This is a genomic window from Streptosporangium canum, from assembly GCF_900113865.1.
Classification (GTDB): Bacteria; Actinomycetota; Actinomycetes; order Streptosporangiales; family Streptosporangiaceae; genus Streptosporangium; species Streptosporangium canum.
Genome location: NZ_FOQY01000004.1, coordinates 24,282 through 43,411, shown reverse-complemented (window position 1 = coordinate 43,411; position 19,130 = coordinate 24,282). Strand labels below are relative to the sequence as shown.

The following is a 19,130-nucleotide window of genomic DNA, read 5'->3' as shown; positions in this document are numbered from 1 at the left end:
GGGAGTCAAGCGATCACCAATCTCCGTTCCGGACGGCGAAGCGGCGCAGCTTCCCCGTGTGCGTCCGCGGCAGCGCCCGGCACAGCTCCACGCTGCGCGGCACCTTGAACGGCGCCAGCCGCCGGCGGGCCAGCGCGATCAGCTCCTCCTCCACCCGCGCCGGATCGGGGTCCGGCACGGCCGGCACCACGAAGGCCCGCAGCTTGCTGGCGCCGCGCTCGTCGGCGACGACGGCGACCACCACCTCGGCGACGGCCGGATGCTCGGCCAGGACCCGCTCCACCTCGACGGGCGACATGGTGATGCCGCCGACCATCTCGAGGTCGTCGCGCCGGCCGCGATGGACGTAGGCCCCGCCGGGGAGGCGCTCGGCGCGGTCCCCGGTCCGCAGCCAGCCGTCCACCAGGGTCCGGGCGGTCTGCTCCGGCCGGTTGAGGTAGCCGGCCATGACGGACCCGCCGCGGACCCAGAGCTCTCCCTCGCCGTCGGCGACGGGACCGCCGTCGTCGTCGCGTATCTGCAATTCGTAACCGGTCAGGGGACGGCCGATCGTTCCCGGCTCGTCGGAGTCGAAGGTGTTGGAGCAGAACGCGTGCCCGGCCTCGGTCGAGCCGAGCTGGTCGAGGACGGGGGCCGCGAGCAGGTCCCGCGCCCGTGCCGCGAGCGTCTCGTTGAGCGCCTCGCCCGCGGAGACGGCGAGCCGCACCGAGGCGAAGGAGGCGCCGTCGCATTCGGCGGCGACGTTGGCGTAGGCGGAGGGGACCGCGTACAGCACGGTGACGCCGTGCCGCCCGACCGTCTCCTCGATCCGCGCGGCGCCGGGCCGGTCGCCGAGCAGGACCGCCGACGACCCGGAGAACAGCGGGAAGACCAGCGCGTTGCCCAGGCCGTAGGCGAAGAACAGCTTCGACACCGACAGCGTCACGTCGTCGTGGCGGATGCCCACGACCCCCTGCCCGGCCGCGCGGTGGTAGAGGGCGAGGTCGGCGTGGCGGTGCAGCGCGGCCTTGGGCGCCCCGGTCGTGCCGGAGGTGTACTGGGCGTACAGGGCGGTGGCGCCGGTGACCCGCGCGACCGGGCCGGGGGCCGCGCCCGCGGCGAGGCCGAGGAGGCGATCACCGGTGAGGCAGGGCACGCCGTCGAATCGATCCGCCGTCCCGTCCTCGGCGACCACGAGGGAGGCCTGGCAGTCCTCGGCCATGAAGGCGTGGTCCGCGGCGGTCAGCTCCGGGTTGACCGGCACGACCGTCGCGCCGAGCCGTGCCGCGCCGAGGAAGGCCGCCACCCACGCGATGCCGTCGCCGTGCGCCACCATCACCCGGTCGCCCGGCCGCACGCCCAGGTCGACCAGGGCCGAGGTGGTCCGTGCCGCCAGGTCGTGCACCTCTCCGTGGCTCCAGACGCGATCACCGGCGTGGAAGGCGGGTGACGCGGCCCAGCCGTTCCGCTGCGCGAGCTCGGCGAGCTCGGCCGCGACGTTGCTCTGGCCGATCAGTGTCCCGGCCGGCGGGCCGGCCTCGCTCCGGCCGATCCGGATGCCGGTCGCGAGGCCGGCCCGGCGGCCGGTCCGGATCTCAGTCACGTGGTTCACCTCGGGCGGCGGTGTAGGGGGTGATCAGGAACCGGCCGTTCACGCGGCCGATCGGCCACCAGCCGCTCTCCAGCAGGTCGGCGAGCTCGGCGAGCGTGCCGTCCTCGTCCTCTCCGCCGTCCCCTCCGGCGAGGGCGCCCGCCACGACCGTCCCGATGAGCCACAGCAGGGCGCCGGAGACCGCGCGGGCCTCGGCGTCCTGCGGGTCGGCCGGGTCGAGCCGGGGGGTGGCGACCAGCATGGCCACGTGCTCGGCCAGTTCGAGCTGGTCCTCGCGGCCCGCTTCGAGCAACCGCGACCGTGCCGCCGCCCGCCGCCGGTCGAGGTCGGCGAGCCAGCCGGGATCGACGAGATCCATGGTCGCGGCGGCGGTGCCCCGGTCGAGGACGACCGTGAAGCGGGTGGCGGGCCGCGCGGGGGCGGGGCTGGTGAAGCCGGGCGCCGCGCTCGGCCGGGTGGCCTCGCAGAAACCGTGGAGCAGCCGCTCGACGCGGTCGCCGCCCCGGCCCAGCTCGCCGGCCAGGCCGGCGGGCGGCTCGCTCAGCTCGAAGTGCCGTGCCATCGCACGTCCACCTCCGGATGGTCGAGGCCCAGCTCGTCCTCAAGGAGGGCACGGGTCCGCCGGACGAACTCCGCGCGGCACTCGTCGTTCGTCATCCGCTTGATGCCCCATCGGCGGAAGACCTCGTTGTTCCTGGAATCGCTGCGGCCGAAGAAGGGGAGCGTCGTCGTGATCAGCTCGTGGGCCGCCCGCCGTACGTCGTCACGCTTGGCGGGGTCGGCCGCGAGCTGCCGCGCGGTCGTGGTGCCGAACCCGACGTGGAAGCGCTCCTCGGGCATCAGCGACCGGCAGAGCTTACGCAGGGGCAGGTAGGAGCAGTGGCTGAGATCCTCCATCAGGACGACCTCGGCGAGATCGACGATCGCCTTCGTCATGACGTATTCGGTCCAGCTGCCCACCTCGTATTCGAATACGGAAAGAGGTGATCGGGCGTAGGGATCCTCCACGCCGAGATCGGCGGCGAGTTTGTTGAATTTCAGATGATGGCCGTATTCCTCCATCGCCATTCTGCAGGCCAGCCACTTCTCCCGGGGCGTCGGGGCGAGCGCGATCGACGGCTCGTCGAATATCGCGGCGCCCGCCGCCTCGTTGCGGACATGACTATTCACGATCTTGCCGACCGCGGTGATGTACTCGTCTCCGAGAGCGCGAGCCTCCGCTGGGCCGGAAACCACCTGATTCATGAGAACCCCGAGCGTGTCGGACACTTGTCGTCTCCTCTCCAGAGCCGGCCCTGCCGAAGCTAGGACGGTCCGCAGCGGGGGTCAAGTGCCCGATCGGGCACCTCGAAATAGGTGGGAAATTATTTCCTGCGGGTAGCCGCAAGCGCCCGGATGGATATGTTCCGCACATTCCCGCAGCACACGCTAACACCTTCCTGAAGTTAGGCAAGGCATACTTGATAACTGATCGGCTACCTCGTCCATCTCGGTGGCGCCGTCGATTGATTTCATTGATTGCCTATTCTTCCAGGCCCGTGTCAGGGTGATTCGCTATGTGGGACATGGCGACGCGGCGACACGACCTGACCGTGCAGGATCGCATTCACCGCCCAGAGGATCTGGAGCGCACACTGGCCGGGGCCACGGGCCGCCCGTGCCGCGTGCTGCAGCCGATCTCCGGCGGCGGGCTGCTCCTGGCGGCCGAGATCGATCGTGACCTCCCGCAGGCGTGGCTGACCGAGCTGGTCGGCCGGATGCGCGCCGCCGTGGCCGGGGAGCACGAGGTGGTGGCCGAGACCGTCGCGCTCGTCGCCCCCGGGCAGCTCGGCCCGGACACCGGGGACGGTCCCGGCCGCTCGGCCCTGCTCAACCGCTACCGCCACGGCGAGATCGAGGTGCTGCACGTCGACTCGCTCTCCCCGGCGCCCCGGCCCGCCACGGGGGAGTGGGCGGGGCAGGCCCCCGGGCGGAGCGGGGGCCCCGGAGGACGGCCCGCCGCGGCCGACGCCGGGCCGGGCGAGACCCCCGGGGGGCGGCCCGCCGACGCCGGGCCGCTGACGCTCGACGCCGTCCGCCGGGCCGCCGCCGCCATGCTCGGCATGGAGCCCGCGGACCTGGGCGACGAGGACGACCTGGTCCGCTGCGGGCTCGACTCCATCCGCACGATGCAGCTGGCCGGCGAGTGGCAGCGCCAGGGGGTGGAGGTCAAGTTCGCCGACCTCTTCGACCGGCCCACGCTCGCCGCCTGGTGGGAGCTGCTGTCGGCCCGCCCGCGACGGGAGAGGCCGGCGCGGGAGACGGCGCCGGAGGTGGACCAGAGCGCGCCGTTCGGTCTCACCCCCGTGCAGTACGCCTACTGGATCGGCCGCCAGGACCGCCAGGTGCTCGGCGGCGTCGGCTGCCACTTCTACGTCGAGTTCGACGGCGCCGACGTGGACGTGCCGAGGCTGGAGGACGCCGTCCACGCGCTGTTCCGGCGGCACGCGCTGCTGCGGACCCGCTTCCTCGACGACGGCACCCAGCAGATCCTCGACCGCACCCCCTGGCCGGGCCTGACCGTCCACGACCTCCGCGGGCAGCCCGCCGAGACGGCCGCCGAACGGCTCGCCGCCTTACGGGACGAGCTCTCCCACCGGCGTCTGGAGGTGGAGCGCGGCGAGGTGTTCGACCTCCGGCTCTCCCTGCTGCCCGGCGGCGCCTACCGGCTGCACACCGGCTTCGACCTCCTTGTCGCCGACGTGCGCAGCATCCAGATCATCCTTGAGGATCTCGCCGCCCTCTACTCCCGGCCCGACGACCCGCTGCCCGAACTCACCTACGGATTCCCCACCTACCTCGCCGAACAGGAGGTCCGGCGGCGGGAGGCCCGCCGCGCGGACCGGGAGTACTGGCAGGAGCGCGTCGCCGACCTGCCGGGAGGCCCGCAGCTCCCGCTGGCCGTCGAGCCCGAGCGGATCGGGCGGGTCCGCGTGGTCCGCCGCGACCACTGGATGCCGCCCGAGCGGCGCCGGCGGCTGGCCGACCGCGCCCGGGAGCACGGCCTGACGCTGCCGATGGTGCTGGCGACGGCGCTCGCCGAGGTGCTGGGCGCCTGGAGCGGCCGGCCCCGCTTCCTGCTGAACCTCCCCCTGTTCGACCGGCAGACGCTCCACCCCGACGTGCCGCTGATGGTCGCCGACTTCACCAACCTGCTCCTGCTCCAGGTCGACCTGTCGGAGGAGATGTCCTTCGCCGACCGGGCCAGGACGCTGCAGAGCCGCTTCCAGGCCGACGTCGCGCACTCGGCGTACTCGGGGGTGGAGGTGCTGCGCGACCTCAACCGCGGCCGGAGCGCCGGCCAGGTGAGCGCCCCCGTCGTGTTCACCAGCGCCGTCGGCATGGGCGACCTCGTGGGCGCCGAGGTCCAGAAGAGCCTCGGCGACCTCGGCTGGATGCTCTCCCAGACGCCCCAGGTGTGGCTGGACCACCAGGTGGTCGAGGTGGACGGCGGGCTGCTGTTCAACTGGGACGCCGTGGAGGAGCTGTTCCCCGCGGGAGTGCTGGACGCGATGGCCGCCGCCTTCGCCGGACTGCTCGCCCGGCTGGCGGAGGGGGAGTGGGACGGCCCCGTCCCCGATCTCCTGCCCCACGGCCAGCGCGCGGTCCGCGGGCAGGTCAACGACACCGGCGGGCCGGTCCCGCCGGGACTGCTGCATTCGGGGTTCTTCGCCCTGGCCGAGCGGGAGCCCGGCCGGGTCGCGCTGGCCGGCGACGGCGTCGAGCTGTCCTACGGCGAGCTCGCCGGCCGGGCCCTGCGGGTGGCGGGGGCGCTGCGGTCGCGGGGCGTCGAGCCGGGCGACGCGGTGACCGTCTCCCTGCCGAAGGGGGCGGACCAGGTCGTCGCCGTGCTCGGGGTGCTGGCGGCAGGCGGGGTCTACGTGCCGGTGGGGGTGGACCAGCCGCCGGCCCGCAGGGACCGGATCGCCGCGCTGTCACGGGCGGTGACGTCCGTCGAGGACGTGGCCGCCCTCCGCGGCGGCGTCCCCCTGGCGGGGCCGGTCGGGGTGGATCCGGGCGCGCCGGCGTATGTGATCTTCACGTCGGGGTCGACGGGGGAGCCGAAGGGGGTTGAGGTGTCGCATCGGGCGGCGCTCAACACGGTGGTGGATGTGAACGAGCGGTTCGGGGTGGGGCCCGGTGACCGGGTGCTGGCGCTGTCGGCGCTGGACTTCGACCTGTCGGTGTGGGACGTGTTCGGGCTGCTGTCGGCCGGCGGCGCCCTGGTGCTGATCACCGAGGACGAGCGCAGGGACGCCGCCCGCTGGGTGGAGGCGGTGGCCGGGCACGGGGTGACGGTGTGGAACACCGTCCCGGCGCTGCTGGACATGCTGCTGGTCGCCGGTGAGACCGCGCCGGGAGCGCTGGACGGCCTGCGGCTGGCGATGGTCTCGGGCGACTGGGTCGGGCTGGACCTGCCCGGCCGCCTGGCCGACCAGGCGGCCGGCTGCCGTCTGATCGCCCTGGGCGGGGCGACGGAGGCGGCCATCTGGTCCAACTTCACCGACGTGCCGGTGCCGGTCCCGGCGCACTGGACCTCGGTCCCCTACGGCAGGCCACTCACCAACCAGCGGTTCCGCGTGGTGGACGGGCGGGGGCGTGACTGTCCCGACTGGGTGCCGGGTGAGCTGTGGATCGGCGGGGCCGGGGTGGCGCTGGGCTACCGGGGTGACCCGGAGGTCACGGCGGCCAAGTTCGTCGAGCGTGACGGCGGGCGCTGGTACCGGACCGGCGATCTGGGCCGCTACTGGCCCGACGGCACGCTGGAGTTTCTGGGCCGGGCCGACCATCAGGTCAAGGTGCGCGGCCACCGGATCGAGCTGGGCGAGATCGAGTCGGCCCTGCACGCCCACCCGGACGTGGGCCACGCGGTGGTGACCACGGTGGGAGGCAAGGCCCGCCGGCTGGCCGCGCTGGTGACGGCGCCCGGCGGCACCGCCCCCCAGGGCCTGCGGGAATGGCTCGCCGAACGGCTGCCGCCGTACATGGTTCCCGAGTGGTTCGCGGCGCTGCCGGACCTGCCGCTCAGTGCCAACGGCAAAGTCGACCGCGGCGCCGTGCGGAACATCCTCGAAGGCCGGCTCGCCGGCCGCACCGAACGGTCCGTGCCGCCGGTCGGCCCGGTCGAGACGGCCGTGGCGGAGATCTGGAGCGAGCTGCTCGGACTGCCCGCCGTGGGCCGGGACCAGAACTTCTTCACCCTCGGCGGCGACAGCCTGCTCGCGACGCGGCTGATGACCAGGCTGCGCGCCGCGGGCATCGGCGGGGCGGAGCTGTCGCGGCTGTTCGAGACACCGGTGCTCGCCGACTTCGCGGCCACCCTCGAACTCGGCGGCGCCGCCCTCGCGCAGCGGACGCTGACCCCCGACACCGAGCACCGGCACGACCCGTTCCCCCCGACCGACGTGCAGCGCGCCTACTGGATCGGGCGGACCGACGACTTCGCCCTCGGCGGCGTGGGCTGCCACTTCTACACCGAATACGACGTCACCGGGATGGACCTCGCCCGGCTCGAAGAGGCGTGGAACCTGCTCATCGGGCGCCACGAGATGCTGCGGGCCGAGTTCCTCCCCGACGGCCGCCAGCGCATCCTGCCCGAGGTGCCCAGGTTCTCCATCCCGGTCACCGACGTCCCCGGCGCCGACGACGGCACGGCTGACCGTGCCCTGGCGAACCTGCGGGACGCCATGTCCCACCAGCTGATCGACGCGACGCGCTGGCCCCTGTTCGACGTGCGGGCCGTGCGCTACGGCGATGACCGCACCCGCATCGGGATCAGCTTCGACAACATCATCCTCGACGCGCTGAGCACGATGAACGTGCTGCGGGAGCTGGAGACCCTCTACACCGACCCCGGCGCCGAGCTGCCCCCGGTCGGCATGTCCTTCCGCGACTACGTGCTCGGTGTCCAACCGGATCCCGCCGCGCTCGAAAAGGCGCGGAAGTACTGGTCCGGACGGGTGACCGAGCTGCCCCCCGCGCCCCAGCTGCCGCTCGCCGCCGACCCCTCGCAGATCGGCCGCCCCCGCTTCGTACGGCGCCAGGCCCGCCTGTCGCCCGAGAAGTGGCAGGCGGTCAAGGAGTCCGCGAGGCGGCACGCGCTCACCCCCTCGACCGTGCTCGCCACGGCCTTCGCCGAAGTGCTGGGGGCGTGGAGCGCGCGGCAGGACCTGACGATCAACCTCACCCTCTTCGACCGCAGGGAGGTCCACCCCGACATCGACAAGGTCCTGGGCGACTTCACCTCCCTGCTGCTCGTCGCCTACGAGCCCGTCGCCGGGGAGAGCTGGCTCGACGGCGCCCGCCGCCTGCAGCAGCAGGTGGTCCGTGACCTCGAACACAGCGACGCCTCGGCCATCTGGGTCATGCGGGAGCTGGCCAGGAGCACCGGCTCCGCCGAGGTCTCCATGCCGGTGGTGTTCACCAGCACGCTCGGCGTGACGGGCGACGACCCGTGGAACGCCGGCGCGCGGCTCTTCGCCGAGCCGGTCTGGGGCGTCTCCCAGACGCCCCAGGTATGGCTGGACCACCAGGTGATCGAGGCCGAGGGCGGGCTGCTGTTCAACTGGGACGCCGTGGAGGAGCTGTTCCCCGCGGGCATGCTGGACGCGATGTTCGGCGCCTTCGCCGAGATGCTGGAGTGGCTGGCCGGGGACGACTGGGACGCCGCGGCGCCCTGCCCGGTCCCGGCCGGCCAGCTCGTGGTCCGCTCCGAGGCGAACGGCACCGCGGGACCGGTGCCCGAGGGAAACCTGCATTCGGGGTTCTTCGCCCTGGCCGAGCGGGAGCCCGGCCGGGTCGCGCTGGCCGGCGACGGCGTCGAGCTGTCCTACGGCGAGCTCGCCGGCCGGGCCCTGCGGGTGGCGGGGGCGCTGCGGTCGCGGGGCGTCGAGCCGGGCGACGCGGTCGCGGTGACGGTGCCGCGAGGCGCGGACCAGCTCGTGGCGGTACTGGGGGTGCTGGCCGCCGGGGCGACCTACGTCCCCGTGGGGGTGGACCAGCCCCCGGTCCGCCGGGACCGGATCTACCGGCGCGCGGGCGTACGGCTGGTGCTGACGGGCGAGCCCGGCGTCTCCCCGGACGTCTCCCCGGTCAGCGGCTCGAACGGCTTCCCGGCTGGTTCCCCGGTCGGCGGCTCGAACGGCTCCCCGGACAGTTTCCCGGACGGCGTGGAGCGCGTGCCGGTGATGGAGGCCGGCGGCGTCCCCCTGGCGGGGCCGGTCGGGGTGGATCCGGATGCGCCGGCGTATGTGATCTTCACGTCGGGGTCGACGGGGGAGCCGAAGGGGGTTGAGGTGTCGCATCGGGCGGCGCTCAACACGGTGGTGGATGTGAACGAGCGGTTCGGGGTGGGGCCCGGTGACCGGGTGCTGGCGCTGTCGGCGCTGGACTTCGACCTGTCGGTGTGGGACGTGTTCGGGCTGCTGTCGGCCGGCGGCGCCCTGGTGCTGGTGGAGGAGGAGGCCCGGCGGGAGGCGCGCCGGTGGGCGGAGCTGATGGCGGCGCACGGGGTGACGGTGTGGAACACCGTCCCGGCGCTGCTGGACATGCTGCTGGTCGCGGTGCCCGAGGGGCTCCCGCCGGGCCTGCGGCTGGCGATGGTCTCGGGCGACTGGGTCGGGCTGGACCTGCCCGGCCGCCTGGCCGCGGCGGCACCGGGCTGCCGCCTGGTCGCCCTGGGCGGGGCGACGGAGGCGGCCATCTGGTCCAACGCGTTCGAGGTCGCCGAGGTGGACCCGCGCTGGCGGTCGATCCCCTACGGGTTCCCGCTGCGCAACCAGTGCTACCGCGTGGTGGACGGGCGGGGGCGTGACTGTCCCGACTGGGTGCCGGGTGAGCTGTGGATCGGCGGGGCCGGGGTGGCGCTGGGTTATCGGGGCGATCCGGAGGTCACGGCGGCCAAGTTCGTCGAGCGTGACGGCGGGCGCTGGTACCGGACCGGCGATCTGGGCCGCTACTGGCCCGACGGCACGCTGGAGTTCCTGGGCCGGGCCGACCACCAGGTCAAGGTGCGCGGCCACCGGATCGAGCTGGGCGAGATCGAGTCGGCTCTGCACGCCCACCCGGACGTGGACCACGCGGTGGTGACCACGGTCGGGCACCCCACCCGCCGGCTGGCCGCGCTGGTGGTGGCCGCCGCCGGCACCGGCCCGCGGGAGCTGCGGGACTGGCTCGCCGAACGGCTGCCGCCCTACGCCGTGCCGCCCACGATCACGATGCTCGACCGGTTCCCCCTCAGCGCCAACGGAAAGGTGGACCGCGGCGCGCTCGCGAAGCTCGCCGAACGGGACGGGCAGGGGACCGACGAGGACGCGCCGCCCTCCGGCCCCGTCGAGGAGGCGCTGGGCCGGATCTGGTGCGAGCTGCTGGGTCTGGACCGGGTCGGCAGGCAGCAGAGCTTCGTGGCCCTCGGCGGCGACAGCATCCTGGCGGCCCGCCTCGCCGAGGAGATCCGGATCGGGTTCGGCGCGGACCTGGCCCTGCGGGAGATCTTCGCGGGCCCCACCGTCGCCGAGCACGCGGCCCTGATCGAGCAGCGGCGGACCGAGACCGAGACAGCGGCCTTCGAGGAAGGTGTCGTATGACCGAGCGGACCGAGTGGACCGGGCGGACCGAGGAGACGGACAGCGCCGCGGACGTGCGGCCGGAGAGGGCCGCGGGTGCGGCCGTCCCGGAGAGGGCCGGAGGAGGGGAAGGCGTGACCGCCGGATCGGGCAAGGCCGGGGAAGAATCGGGCAGGGCCGGGGAGGAGGAGCGCTTGGCCGCCGGGCGGCTCGTCGCCGAGCTCGAACGCCAGGGCGTCCGGCTCTGGGAGGAGGACGGGCGGCTCCGTTTCCGGGCGCCGCAGGGCGTGCTGACCGACGAGCGGCGGGCCCTGCTGTCCGCGCACAAGGAGGCCGTGCTCGACCGGCTGAGCCGGCCCGGCCCGGAGGTGACCCCTCAGCCGGAGGACCGCTACGAGCCGTTCCCGCTGACCGACGTCCAGGCCGCCTACGTCCTCGGGCGCAGGGAGGCCTTCGACTACGGGGGCACGGCCTGCCAGGTCTACGCCGAGCTGGCCTTCCCCGAGCTGGACCCGCCCCGGCTGGAGGCCGCCTGGCGGGCGCTGGTCCGCCGCCACGACATGTTGCGGGCGGTCGTCCACGTCGACGGCTACCAGCAGGTGCTGGCCGACGTGCCGGACTACCGGATCGAGGTGACGGACCTGCGCGGCGAGTCCGCCGGGCGGGTGAGCGACCATCTCGACGAGGTCCGCGCCGCGATGGACCACCGGGTCTATGAGGCCGACGCCTGGCCGCTGTTCGAGCTGCGCGTCACGCGCACCGACGGGCGGGCGCTGCTGCACGTCTCCATCGACTTCCTGATCGCCGACTACCTGAGCATCCAGCTGCTGCTGACCGAGCTCAAGCGGCTCTACCTCGACCCCGGCCACCCCCTCCCGCCCTTGGAGATCGGCTTCCGCGACTACCTGCTCGCGGCCCGCCGGCTGCGCGAGGGCGCCGCCTACGAGCGCGACCGCGACTACTGGGAGGGACGGGTCGACGAGCTGCCGGGGCCGCCGGAGCTTCCGGTCCGCGACAACGCGGCGGCGGAGGCCGGCAGCCGCTTCACCCGCCACCAGGTCACCCTCGACGCCGGGCAGTGGGAACGGTTCCGGGCCAGGTCGGGCGCCCACGGCGTCACCCCCTCCACGGCGGTCCTGGCCGCCTTCGCCGAGGTGGTGGCCAGGTGGAGCCGGCGCCCCCGGTTCTCGCTGAACCTGACCCTGCTCAACCGGCAGCCGCTCCACCCCCAGGTGGGAGGGCTGGTCGGCGACTTCACGACGGTCAGCCTGCTGGCCGTCGACGGCGAGGCGGGCGCGGCCTTCCACGGGCGGGCCCGCGCGCTGCAGGACCGGCTCTGGGAGGACCTCGACCACCGCCTCTACTCCGGTGTGGAGGTCATGCGGGAGATCGCCCGCCGCCGCGGCCGGGGCGCCGCGCTGATGCCGGTCGTCTTCACCAGCACGATCGGGCTCAGCGACGAGGCGTCGGGTCACGAGGGCATGAACGGCCTGGCCGAGGTGGTGTACGGCAGGAGCCAGACGCCGCAGGTGTGGATCGACTGCCAGGCGGTGGTCGAGGGCGGCGCGCTGGAGGTCAGGTGGGACGTGCGCGACGGGGTGTTCCCCCCGGGGCTGGTCGAGGACGCCTTCGGCGCGCTGGAGGGGCTGCTGCGCGACCTGGCCGCCTCGGACGAGCCGTGGGAGCGCGCCTGCCCGGTCGCGCTGCCCGCGGTACAGGCCGACCGGCGCGACCGGGTGAACGCGACCGCCGAGCCGCTGCCCCGCGGGCTGCTGCACGAGGCGGTCGTCGCCCAGGCGCTGCGCGCGCCGGACAGGGCGGCCGTCGTGACGGGGGAGCGCACCCTCACCTACGGCGAGCTGCTCGCCAGGGCCGCGGGCGTGGCCGAGACGCTGCGGGCCCGGGGGTTCGCGCCGGGCGCCCTGGCCGCGGTCATGATGGACAAGGGCTGGGAGCAGGTCGTCGCCGTCCTCGGCACGCTCCTGGCCGGTGGCGCCTACCTGCCGGTCGACACCGGCCAGCCGCCGGCCAGGCGGGCGCGGATCCTCGCCGACGCCGGTGTCCGGCACGTGCTCACGCAGTCGTGGATCCGCGACCGTCCGGAGGGAGCCGACCTCGTCGACGTCGACCTCCTCCTGCCGTCCGCGCTCCCGGCTCCGCGGTCGGCGGCCGACCCCGGCGACCTGGCGTACGTGATCTACACCTCGGGCTCCACCGGCGACCCCAAGGGAGTGATGATCTCCCACCGCGCGGCCCTCAACACGGTGGCCGACGTCAACCGGCGCTTCGCGGTGACGGCGGAGGACCGCGTCCTCGGCCTGGCGGGCCTGGGCTTCGACCTGTCGGTGTACGACATCTTCGGACCCCTGTCCCTGGGCGGCGCCCTCGTGCTGCCCGACGCCGAGGGCCGGGGCGACCCCGCGCACTGGGCGCGGCTGATCGCCGGGCACGGCGTCACGGTCTGGAACTCCGTGCCCGCGCAGCTGCAGATGCTCGACCACTACCTGGGTTCCCAGTCCGAGCCGGCCCTGCCGTCCCTGCGGCTGGCGATGCTCAGCGGCGACTGGATCCCGATCGCACTGCCCGGCCGCGTCCGGGGGCGCCTGCCGGGCCTGGAGCTGATCAGTCTCGGCGGCGCCACCGAGGCGGCGATCTGGTCGATATACCATCCGATCGGCGAGGTCCGGGACGGCCTGCGGAGCATCCCGTACGGCACGCCGCTGGCCAACCAGACCTTCCACGTCCTCGACGAGGCGCTGCGCCCCTGCCCCGACTGGGTGCCCGGCGAGCTGTACATCGGCGGCGCGGGCCTCGCGCTGGGCTACCTCGGCGACGAGGACAGGACCGCCCAGCGGTTCATCCGCCGTCCCGACACCGGCGAGCGCCTCTATCGCACCGGTGACCTGGGCCGCTACCACGACGACGGCACGATCGAGTTCCTCGGCCGGGAGGACCGGCAGGTCAAGATCCGCGGGCATCGCATCGAGCTCGCCGAGGTCGAGGCGGCGATCCAGTCGCACCCGGCGGTCGCGGCGGTCCACGTCCTGCTCGACGGCAGCGGCATGGAGCGCAGGCTGGCCGCCTTCGCCGAACCGGTACGGCGGGCCGCCTCCGGCGAGGATCCGGCCGCGGAGCTGGCCGCGGCGGCCGCCGCCGCGGCCGATCCGCACACCACCCACATCGACCGCGCCGAGCTCATGGAGTTCATCGGCAGGCTCGACCGGGCCGCGGTGATCGGCATGATGTGGGCGCTGCGGCGGCGGGGCCTGTTCGGCTCCACCGCCGGGCGGACGACCACCGAGCAGGTCCTGGCCGCGACCGGGGCGGCGCCCCGGCACCACCGGCTCGTCCGGCGGTGGCTGCGCGTGCTGGAGCGGGAGGGCGTCATCGACGGCGACGGCGACGGCTTCCACGCGCTGCGGGTGATCGAGGCCGCCGACCTGGCGCGGGCCTGGCAGGCGGTGGAGGAGCTCCAGCGCGAGGACAGCTACAAGGCCGTGCTCATCGACTACTTCAAGGAGAGCACCGAGCGCCTGCCCGAGCTGCTCCGCGACGAGCTCGACCCGCTTCCGCTGCTGTTCCCGGAAGGCCGGCTGGAGATCTCCGAGGCCGCCTACCGGGAGAACATCATCAGCCGCTACGTCAACCACGCCGCCATCGCGGTGCTGCGCGGGATCGCCGCCCGGCACGACGGGCCCCTGCGCGTCATCGAGGTCGGCGCGGGCGTCGGCGGGACCAGTGCCCAGATGATCCCCGCACTGGCCGAGTTCGACGTCGACTACCTGTTCACCGACGTCTCGCCGTTCTTCCTCAACGAGGCCCGCGAGCGGTTCGGCGAGCGGCCCTGGGTGCGCTACGGGCTGTTCGACATCAACGAGGACTACCGCGAGCAGGGTTACGCCCCCAACGACTTCGACGTCGTCCTGTGCGCGAACGTGCTGCACAACTCGCGGCACGCGGGCCGGGTGCTGGCCGGGCTCCGCGAGATGCTCAGGCCGGGCGGCTGGCTGGTCTTCATCGAGACCACCAAGGACAGCTACCAGATCATGACCTCGATGGAGTTCATGATGCCGGAGAAGGACCCGCGCAAGTGGGACTACGAGGACCTGCGCAAGGGACGCGACCAGACGTTCCTGGGCCGCGAGGAGTGGCTGGGGCTCCTGACCGGGGCCGGCGCCGACACCACCCTCTGCCTGCCGGGACCGGACGACGTCACCGGCCCGCTCGGCCAGAACGTCTTCGCCGCCCGGTTCAAGAGCGACCGGGCCCGGCTGGGCGTGGCCGGTCTCGCCGAGCATCTGGCCGACCGGCTGCCGGAGTACATGATCCCCAGCCACACGCAGGTCGTGGACGCCCTGCCGCTCACCGGCAACGGCAAGGTCGACCACGCGACGCTGCGGTCCTGGCTGCCCCGCGCGGCGTCCGGTCGCGCCGCGGCGGGCGGCGAGCCCCGCGACGACCTCGAACGCCGGCTCGCGGCCGTTTGGGCCGAGGTCCTGGGGCTGGCCCGGGTCGACAGGGAGGAGGACTTCTTCGAGCTCGGCGGGGACTCGCTGGTCGTCGCGAAGCTGGCGGCCCGGCTGCGCGAGGAGGTGGCGGAGACACGGGAGCTGTTCTGGGACGACCTGGTCCGCCAGATCCTGCACCGGCCCACCGTGGCCGCGCTCGCCGACCACGTCCGGCGGGCACAGGACGAGGAGGAGTCCGGCCCCCGCGGCGAGGCCTCCCCGCTGGTCCCGCTCGGCGGGGACGAGGACGGGGGCGACGGCGCGCTGCGGGTGCTCGTCCACGAGGGCAGCGGCACCCTGGCGCCCTACCGCGCGCTGGCCCGGCTGCTGGCGGCCAAGGGCGGGCCGCTGGTCGGCCTGGCGATCACCGAGGTCGAGCGGTATCTCGCCGAGGAGCCCGAGGGGCTCATCGAAAGGCGCGCCGCCCGGTACGCCAGGGCGCTGCTCGACACCGGCTCCTCCCGCTTCCACATCGTGGGCTACTGCATGGGGGGCCTGCTGGCCGCCGAGGTCGCCCGCCACCTCACCGAGGCGGGCGCCGCCGTGGAGAGCCTCACCGTGATCAGCAGCTACACCCTGCCCCGGATCATCGAGGACGAGCTGGTCGTCGAGTACGTCTTCGCCCGCGTGATGGGGATCGACCCCGCCGACGCGGGCTACCCGGGAGACGAGGACACCATGTCGCGGGTGTTCGAGCTCCTCCTCGCCGAGGATTCCGAACGCGTCCCCGCCGGCCGCGTGGCCGGGCTCACCGGCGACCCGGCCCTGGAGTCGGCCGCCGCCGACTTCCGGCGGCTCGCCGGGCTCTCCCAGCGGGAGCGGCTGGCCGCGATCGGCCGCGCCGCCACCGAGACCCGGTCCGACCCCGAGGTCGAGCGGCACGTGAACTCCCTCTTCCAGGTGGTACGGCACAGCCTGCTGGCGGTCGGCACGCACACCCCGGAGCCGTACGCCGGGGACATCACCTTCCTGCGTCAGCTCGGCGACACCCGTTTCCTGCCGTGGCTGCGCGACGACATGACGGGCTTCTGGCGCGAGCTGTGCCTGGGCGACCTGGAGGTGGTCGACGTCCCCGGCGACCACTTCACCTGCCTGCAGCCGCCCAACGTCGACGAGGTGGCGACCTTCCTGGCCACGTCCCAGGCGGCGCGATGAGGCCCGGCCGCGGAGCGCCCGTCATCGCCGTCCTGGGCTGCTACGGGGCCGTGGGCGGGTCGGTCGTCCGCCGCCTCAGGGAGGCCGGGGCGGGCCCGCTGCGCCTGGGCGGCAGGGACCTCGACCGGGTCCGCGCCCTGATCGGAACCGGGGCCGGCGGGCCGGCCGGGGCGGAGGCCGCGACGGGCGGAGCCGTCACCGGTACGGCCGTGCCGGACGTCGGGGGCATGGAGGCGAGGGCCGGGGCGGACGAGGCCGTGGCAGTCGACCTCCGCGACGCGGCGGCGCTGGCCGCGTTCTGCGAGGGCTGCCACGTGGTGGTCAACTGCGCGGGGCCGTCCAGCCGGATCCTCGACACGGTGGCCCGCGCGGCGCTCGCCGCCGGCGCCCACTACGTCGACGTCGCCGGCGACGCGGCCGTGCGCGACAGGCTCGCGGCGGCGGGCCTCCCGGCGGGCTCCACGGTCCACCGGGGCTCAACGGGCCAGGGTTCCGCGGGTCACGGTTCCGTGGGTCACGGTTCCGACGGTCACGGTTCCGCAGGGCGCAGTTTCGACGGTCAGGGTTCCGCGGGGCGGGGTCGCGCCGGGCGGGACGACGCCGGGCGGGTCGTCGTGCTCTCGGCGGGGATGATGCCCGGCCTGTCGGCTCTGCTGCCGAGGCATCTCGCCGGACAGGGGTTCGACCGGGTGGACCGGCTGACCGCTCACGTGGGCGGCGTCGACAGGTTCACCCCCGCCGCCGCGCTCGACTACGTGGCCTCGCTGTCGGACGGGTACGCGACGCCGCTGGCGGTCTGGCGGGGACACCAGGTGATCCCCCGCGCCTCCAGGCCCCGCCGGGGCGTCGAGCTGCCGCACTTCCCCGGCCGGGTCAACGCCTACCCCTACCTCAGCGCGGAGGCCGAGCGGCTCGCCAGATCGCTGGGCTTCGCCGAGGTCGAGTGGTCGAGCGTCTTCGACGGGGAGCTGACGCTCGCGGCACTGGCCCGCCTGCACGACCTGGACGCGGACACCGCGGCCGGCGAGCTGGTGCGGACCTCGCGCCTGGAGGCGTTCGGGCGCACGCCGTACTTCCAGATGGTCTTCCGGATGGAAGGGGAGGCGGCGGGCCGGCCGGTCACCCGGACGCTCGTCGCGCGGGCCGCCGACAGCTACGAGCTGAGCGCGGCGGTCGCCGTGCTGGCGGCCGGCGCGGTCCTGCGGGGCCTCGTCCGCCCGGGGCTGCACGACGCGGCCGACGTGCTCGACGCCGGCGCGGTCTTCCAGGCCCTCCTGGACGACCCGGCGGTCACCCGGCTGGAGGTCGTCGACGGCGTGGCGCCGGCCGTAGAGGTGGAGGAGGGGGTCCTGTGAGCGGGCGGCCACGCGTCATCGTCTGCGGCACCGGCTTCGGCCGGGTGCACCTGGCGGCGCTGGGCAGGCCCGGCGTGCCGTTCGAGCTGGCCGGGGTGCTGGCCAGGGGCAGCGACCGTTCGCGGCTCTGCGCCGACCGGGCCGGAGTCCCGCTGTACACCGAGGTCGAGCAGGTGCCCGGCGACGTCGACCTGGCCTGCGTGGTGCTCCTGGGGGAGGTCAACGGCGGCCAGGGCAGCGCGGTCGCGGCCCGGTTCATGTCCCGCGGCGTGCACGTGCTGCAGGAGGGCCCCCTGCTCCACGACGAGCTCGCGGCCTCGCTGCGCACCGCCCGGCGGGAGAAGGTCTTCTACCAGGTCAACACGCACTACACCCACCTGCCGCCGGTACGCCGGTTCACCGCCGCCGCACGGGTGCTGCTGGCCCGCCAGCGCCCCCTCTTCGTGGACGCCGTCTGCGGCATCCAGGTCTCCTACCACCTCTTCGACATCCTCGGCAGGATCCTGGGCGGGCTGCGGCCGTGGGGCTTCGCCGATCCGCCGCAGGTGCCGGAGGAGATCCGCCGGCTGTCCGGCGCCGAGCCGCCGTTCCGCACCCTCAGCGGAGTCCTGGCCGGGGTGCCGCTCACCCTGCGGGTGCAGAACCAGCTCCACCCGGCCGACCCCGACAACCACGCGCACTTCCTGCACCGCGTCACCCTGGGGACGGAGGGAGGCACGCTCACGCTGGCCAACACCCACGGGCCGGTGCTGTGGTCCCCCCGCCCGCACCTGCCCGAGCAGGCCAGGACTCTCGCCACGCTGGACGGCGCCGCCGACGAGCACCTCGACTTCCCCAGCAGCACGCCCATCGGGCCGGCACGGGCCCCCAGCTACCGCGAGATCCTCGGCGAGATGTGGCCCGCCGGGGTCGAGAGGGCCCTGCGCGCCACCTGGACGGCGCAGAGTGATGGAGTTGATCCGCTCCGTGATGGTCAGTATCATCTCGCGGTCTGCAAGGTGTGGCAGGCGATGGCGGGGGCACTGGGCTTCCCCGAGCGCCTGCTGGGCCCGGCGCCGCGTCCGCTCTCCGCCGACGAGCTGATCTCCGCCATGAGATCGCAGCACGAGGAGCTGCTCACATGACGATCATGAGGACCGAGATGCGTGACCGGTGGCTGCGCTGCCAGCGCGCCGATCCCGCGCCGAGGCTGCGGCTGGTGTGCTTCCCGCACGCGGGCGGCGCGGCCGGCTTCTTCCGGACCTGGGCGGGGCGCCTGCCGTACGGCGTCGAGCTGTACGCGGTGCAGTACCCCGGCCGCCAGGACCGCATCGAGGAGGAGTTCGCCGCCGACATGGACGGGCTCGCCGGGCCGGTCGCGGCGGCGCTGGAAGACCTGCCCGGCGTCCCGATCGCGCTGTTCGGCCACAGCATGGGCGCGGCGGTGGCGCACGAGGTGGCGCGGCGGCTCGAGGAGCGGGAGAGGGTGCCGCTGGCGGGCCTCGTCGTCTCCGGACGGCCCGCGCCGGACCGCCTGAGACCCGCCGAGGTGCATCTCGGCGGCGACGAGGCCCTCCTGGCCGACCTGCGCAGGCTCGGCGGCACCAGCGAGGAGGTCCTCGCCGACCCCGCGCTGCGCGCGCTCGTCCTGCCCGCGCTCCGCGCCGACTACCGGCTGATAGAGACCTACGAGCCGCGGCCCCGCCCGCCTGTCCGGACGCCGATCTGCGTCTGCCTCGGAGACGCCGACCCCGAGGTCGACCTGGACGAGGCGGCGGCGTGGGCGGACCACACGGCCGGCGGCTTCGGGCTGCGCGCCTTCCCCGGAGACCACTTCTACCTGGTCGCCCACGAGGACGAGCTGATCAGGGAGGTGTTGCGCCACTGCCGCCTGTCCGACCCATGGCCGTCGACCCCGTGACACGTTACGAAAGGAAAG

At 74.3% G+C, this 19,130-nt stretch carries 8 protein-coding genes; 5 read left to right on the top strand and 3 right to left on the bottom strand.

Going from position 1 to position 19,130, the window contains the following annotated elements:
• Nucleotides 1-13 precede the first annotated feature (13 nt).
• Genes BM085_RS06920 through BM085_RS06910 form a run of 3 tightly spaced genes read right to left on the bottom strand, consistent with a single transcriptional unit; the run spans nt 14 to nt 2,860 of the window.
• A complete protein-coding gene (locus BM085_RS06920) occupies nt 14-1,582 on the bottom strand; it encodes an AMP-binding protein (protein ID WP_218158638.1) in 1,569 nt (522 codons plus the stop codon).
• Nucleotides 1,575-2,153, bottom strand: a complete 579-nt coding sequence (locus tag BM085_RS06915; RefSeq protein WP_093886183.1) for a hypothetical protein — start codon at nt 2,151-2,153, stop codon at nt 1,575-1,577. Before BM085_RS06915 ends, BM085_RS06920 begins: the two co-directional genes overlap by 8 nt.
• Nucleotides 2,132-2,860, bottom strand: coding sequence for a Phenylacetic acid catabolic protein (locus tag BM085_RS06910; RefSeq protein ID WP_177244989.1), 729 nt, complete (start codon nt 2,858-2,860; stop codon nt 2,132-2,134). The genes BM085_RS06915 and BM085_RS06910 overlap by 22 nt, the downstream gene beginning before the upstream one ends.
• 296 nt (nt 2,861-3,156) lie before the next feature.
• On the opposite strand from BM085_RS06910, the gene BM085_RS06905 reads away from it, so the two are divergent.
• Genes BM085_RS06905 through BM085_RS06885 form a run of 5 tightly spaced genes read left to right on the top strand, consistent with a single transcriptional unit; the run spans nt 3,157 to nt 19,112 of the window.
• Complete coding sequence (locus BM085_RS06905; protein WP_245789172.1) at nt 3,157-10,215, top strand: non-ribosomal peptide synthetase; 7,059 nt, start codon at nt 3,157-3,159, stop codon at nt 10,213-10,215.
• Complete coding sequence (locus tag BM085_RS06900; protein WP_245789171.1) at nt 10,212-15,857, top strand: non-ribosomal peptide synthetase; 5,646 nt, start codon at nt 10,212-10,214, stop codon at nt 15,855-15,857. The genes BM085_RS06905 and BM085_RS06900 overlap by 4 nt, the downstream gene beginning before the upstream one ends.
• Nucleotides 15,854-17,212, top strand: a complete 1,359-nt coding sequence (locus BM085_RS45760; RefSeq protein WP_245789170.1) for a saccharopine dehydrogenase NADP-binding domain-containing protein — start codon at nt 15,854-15,856, stop codon at nt 17,210-17,212. Before BM085_RS06900 ends, BM085_RS45760 begins: the two co-directional genes overlap by 4 nt.
• The gene (locus tag BM085_RS06890; protein WP_093886182.1) at nt 17,209-18,336 is read left to right on the top strand and encodes a Gfo/Idh/MocA family oxidoreductase; all 1,128 of its coding nucleotides are present in this window, start codon (nt 17,209-17,211) and stop codon (nt 18,334-18,336) included. Before BM085_RS45760 ends, BM085_RS06890 begins: the two co-directional genes overlap by 4 nt.
• Complete coding sequence (locus BM085_RS06885; RefSeq protein ID WP_093886181.1) at nt 18,333-19,112, top strand: thioesterase II family protein; 780 nt, start codon at nt 18,333-18,335, stop codon at nt 19,110-19,112. The genes BM085_RS06890 and BM085_RS06885 overlap by 4 nt, the downstream gene beginning before the upstream one ends.
• The last annotated feature ends 18 nt before the right edge of the window (nt 19,113-19,130 follow it).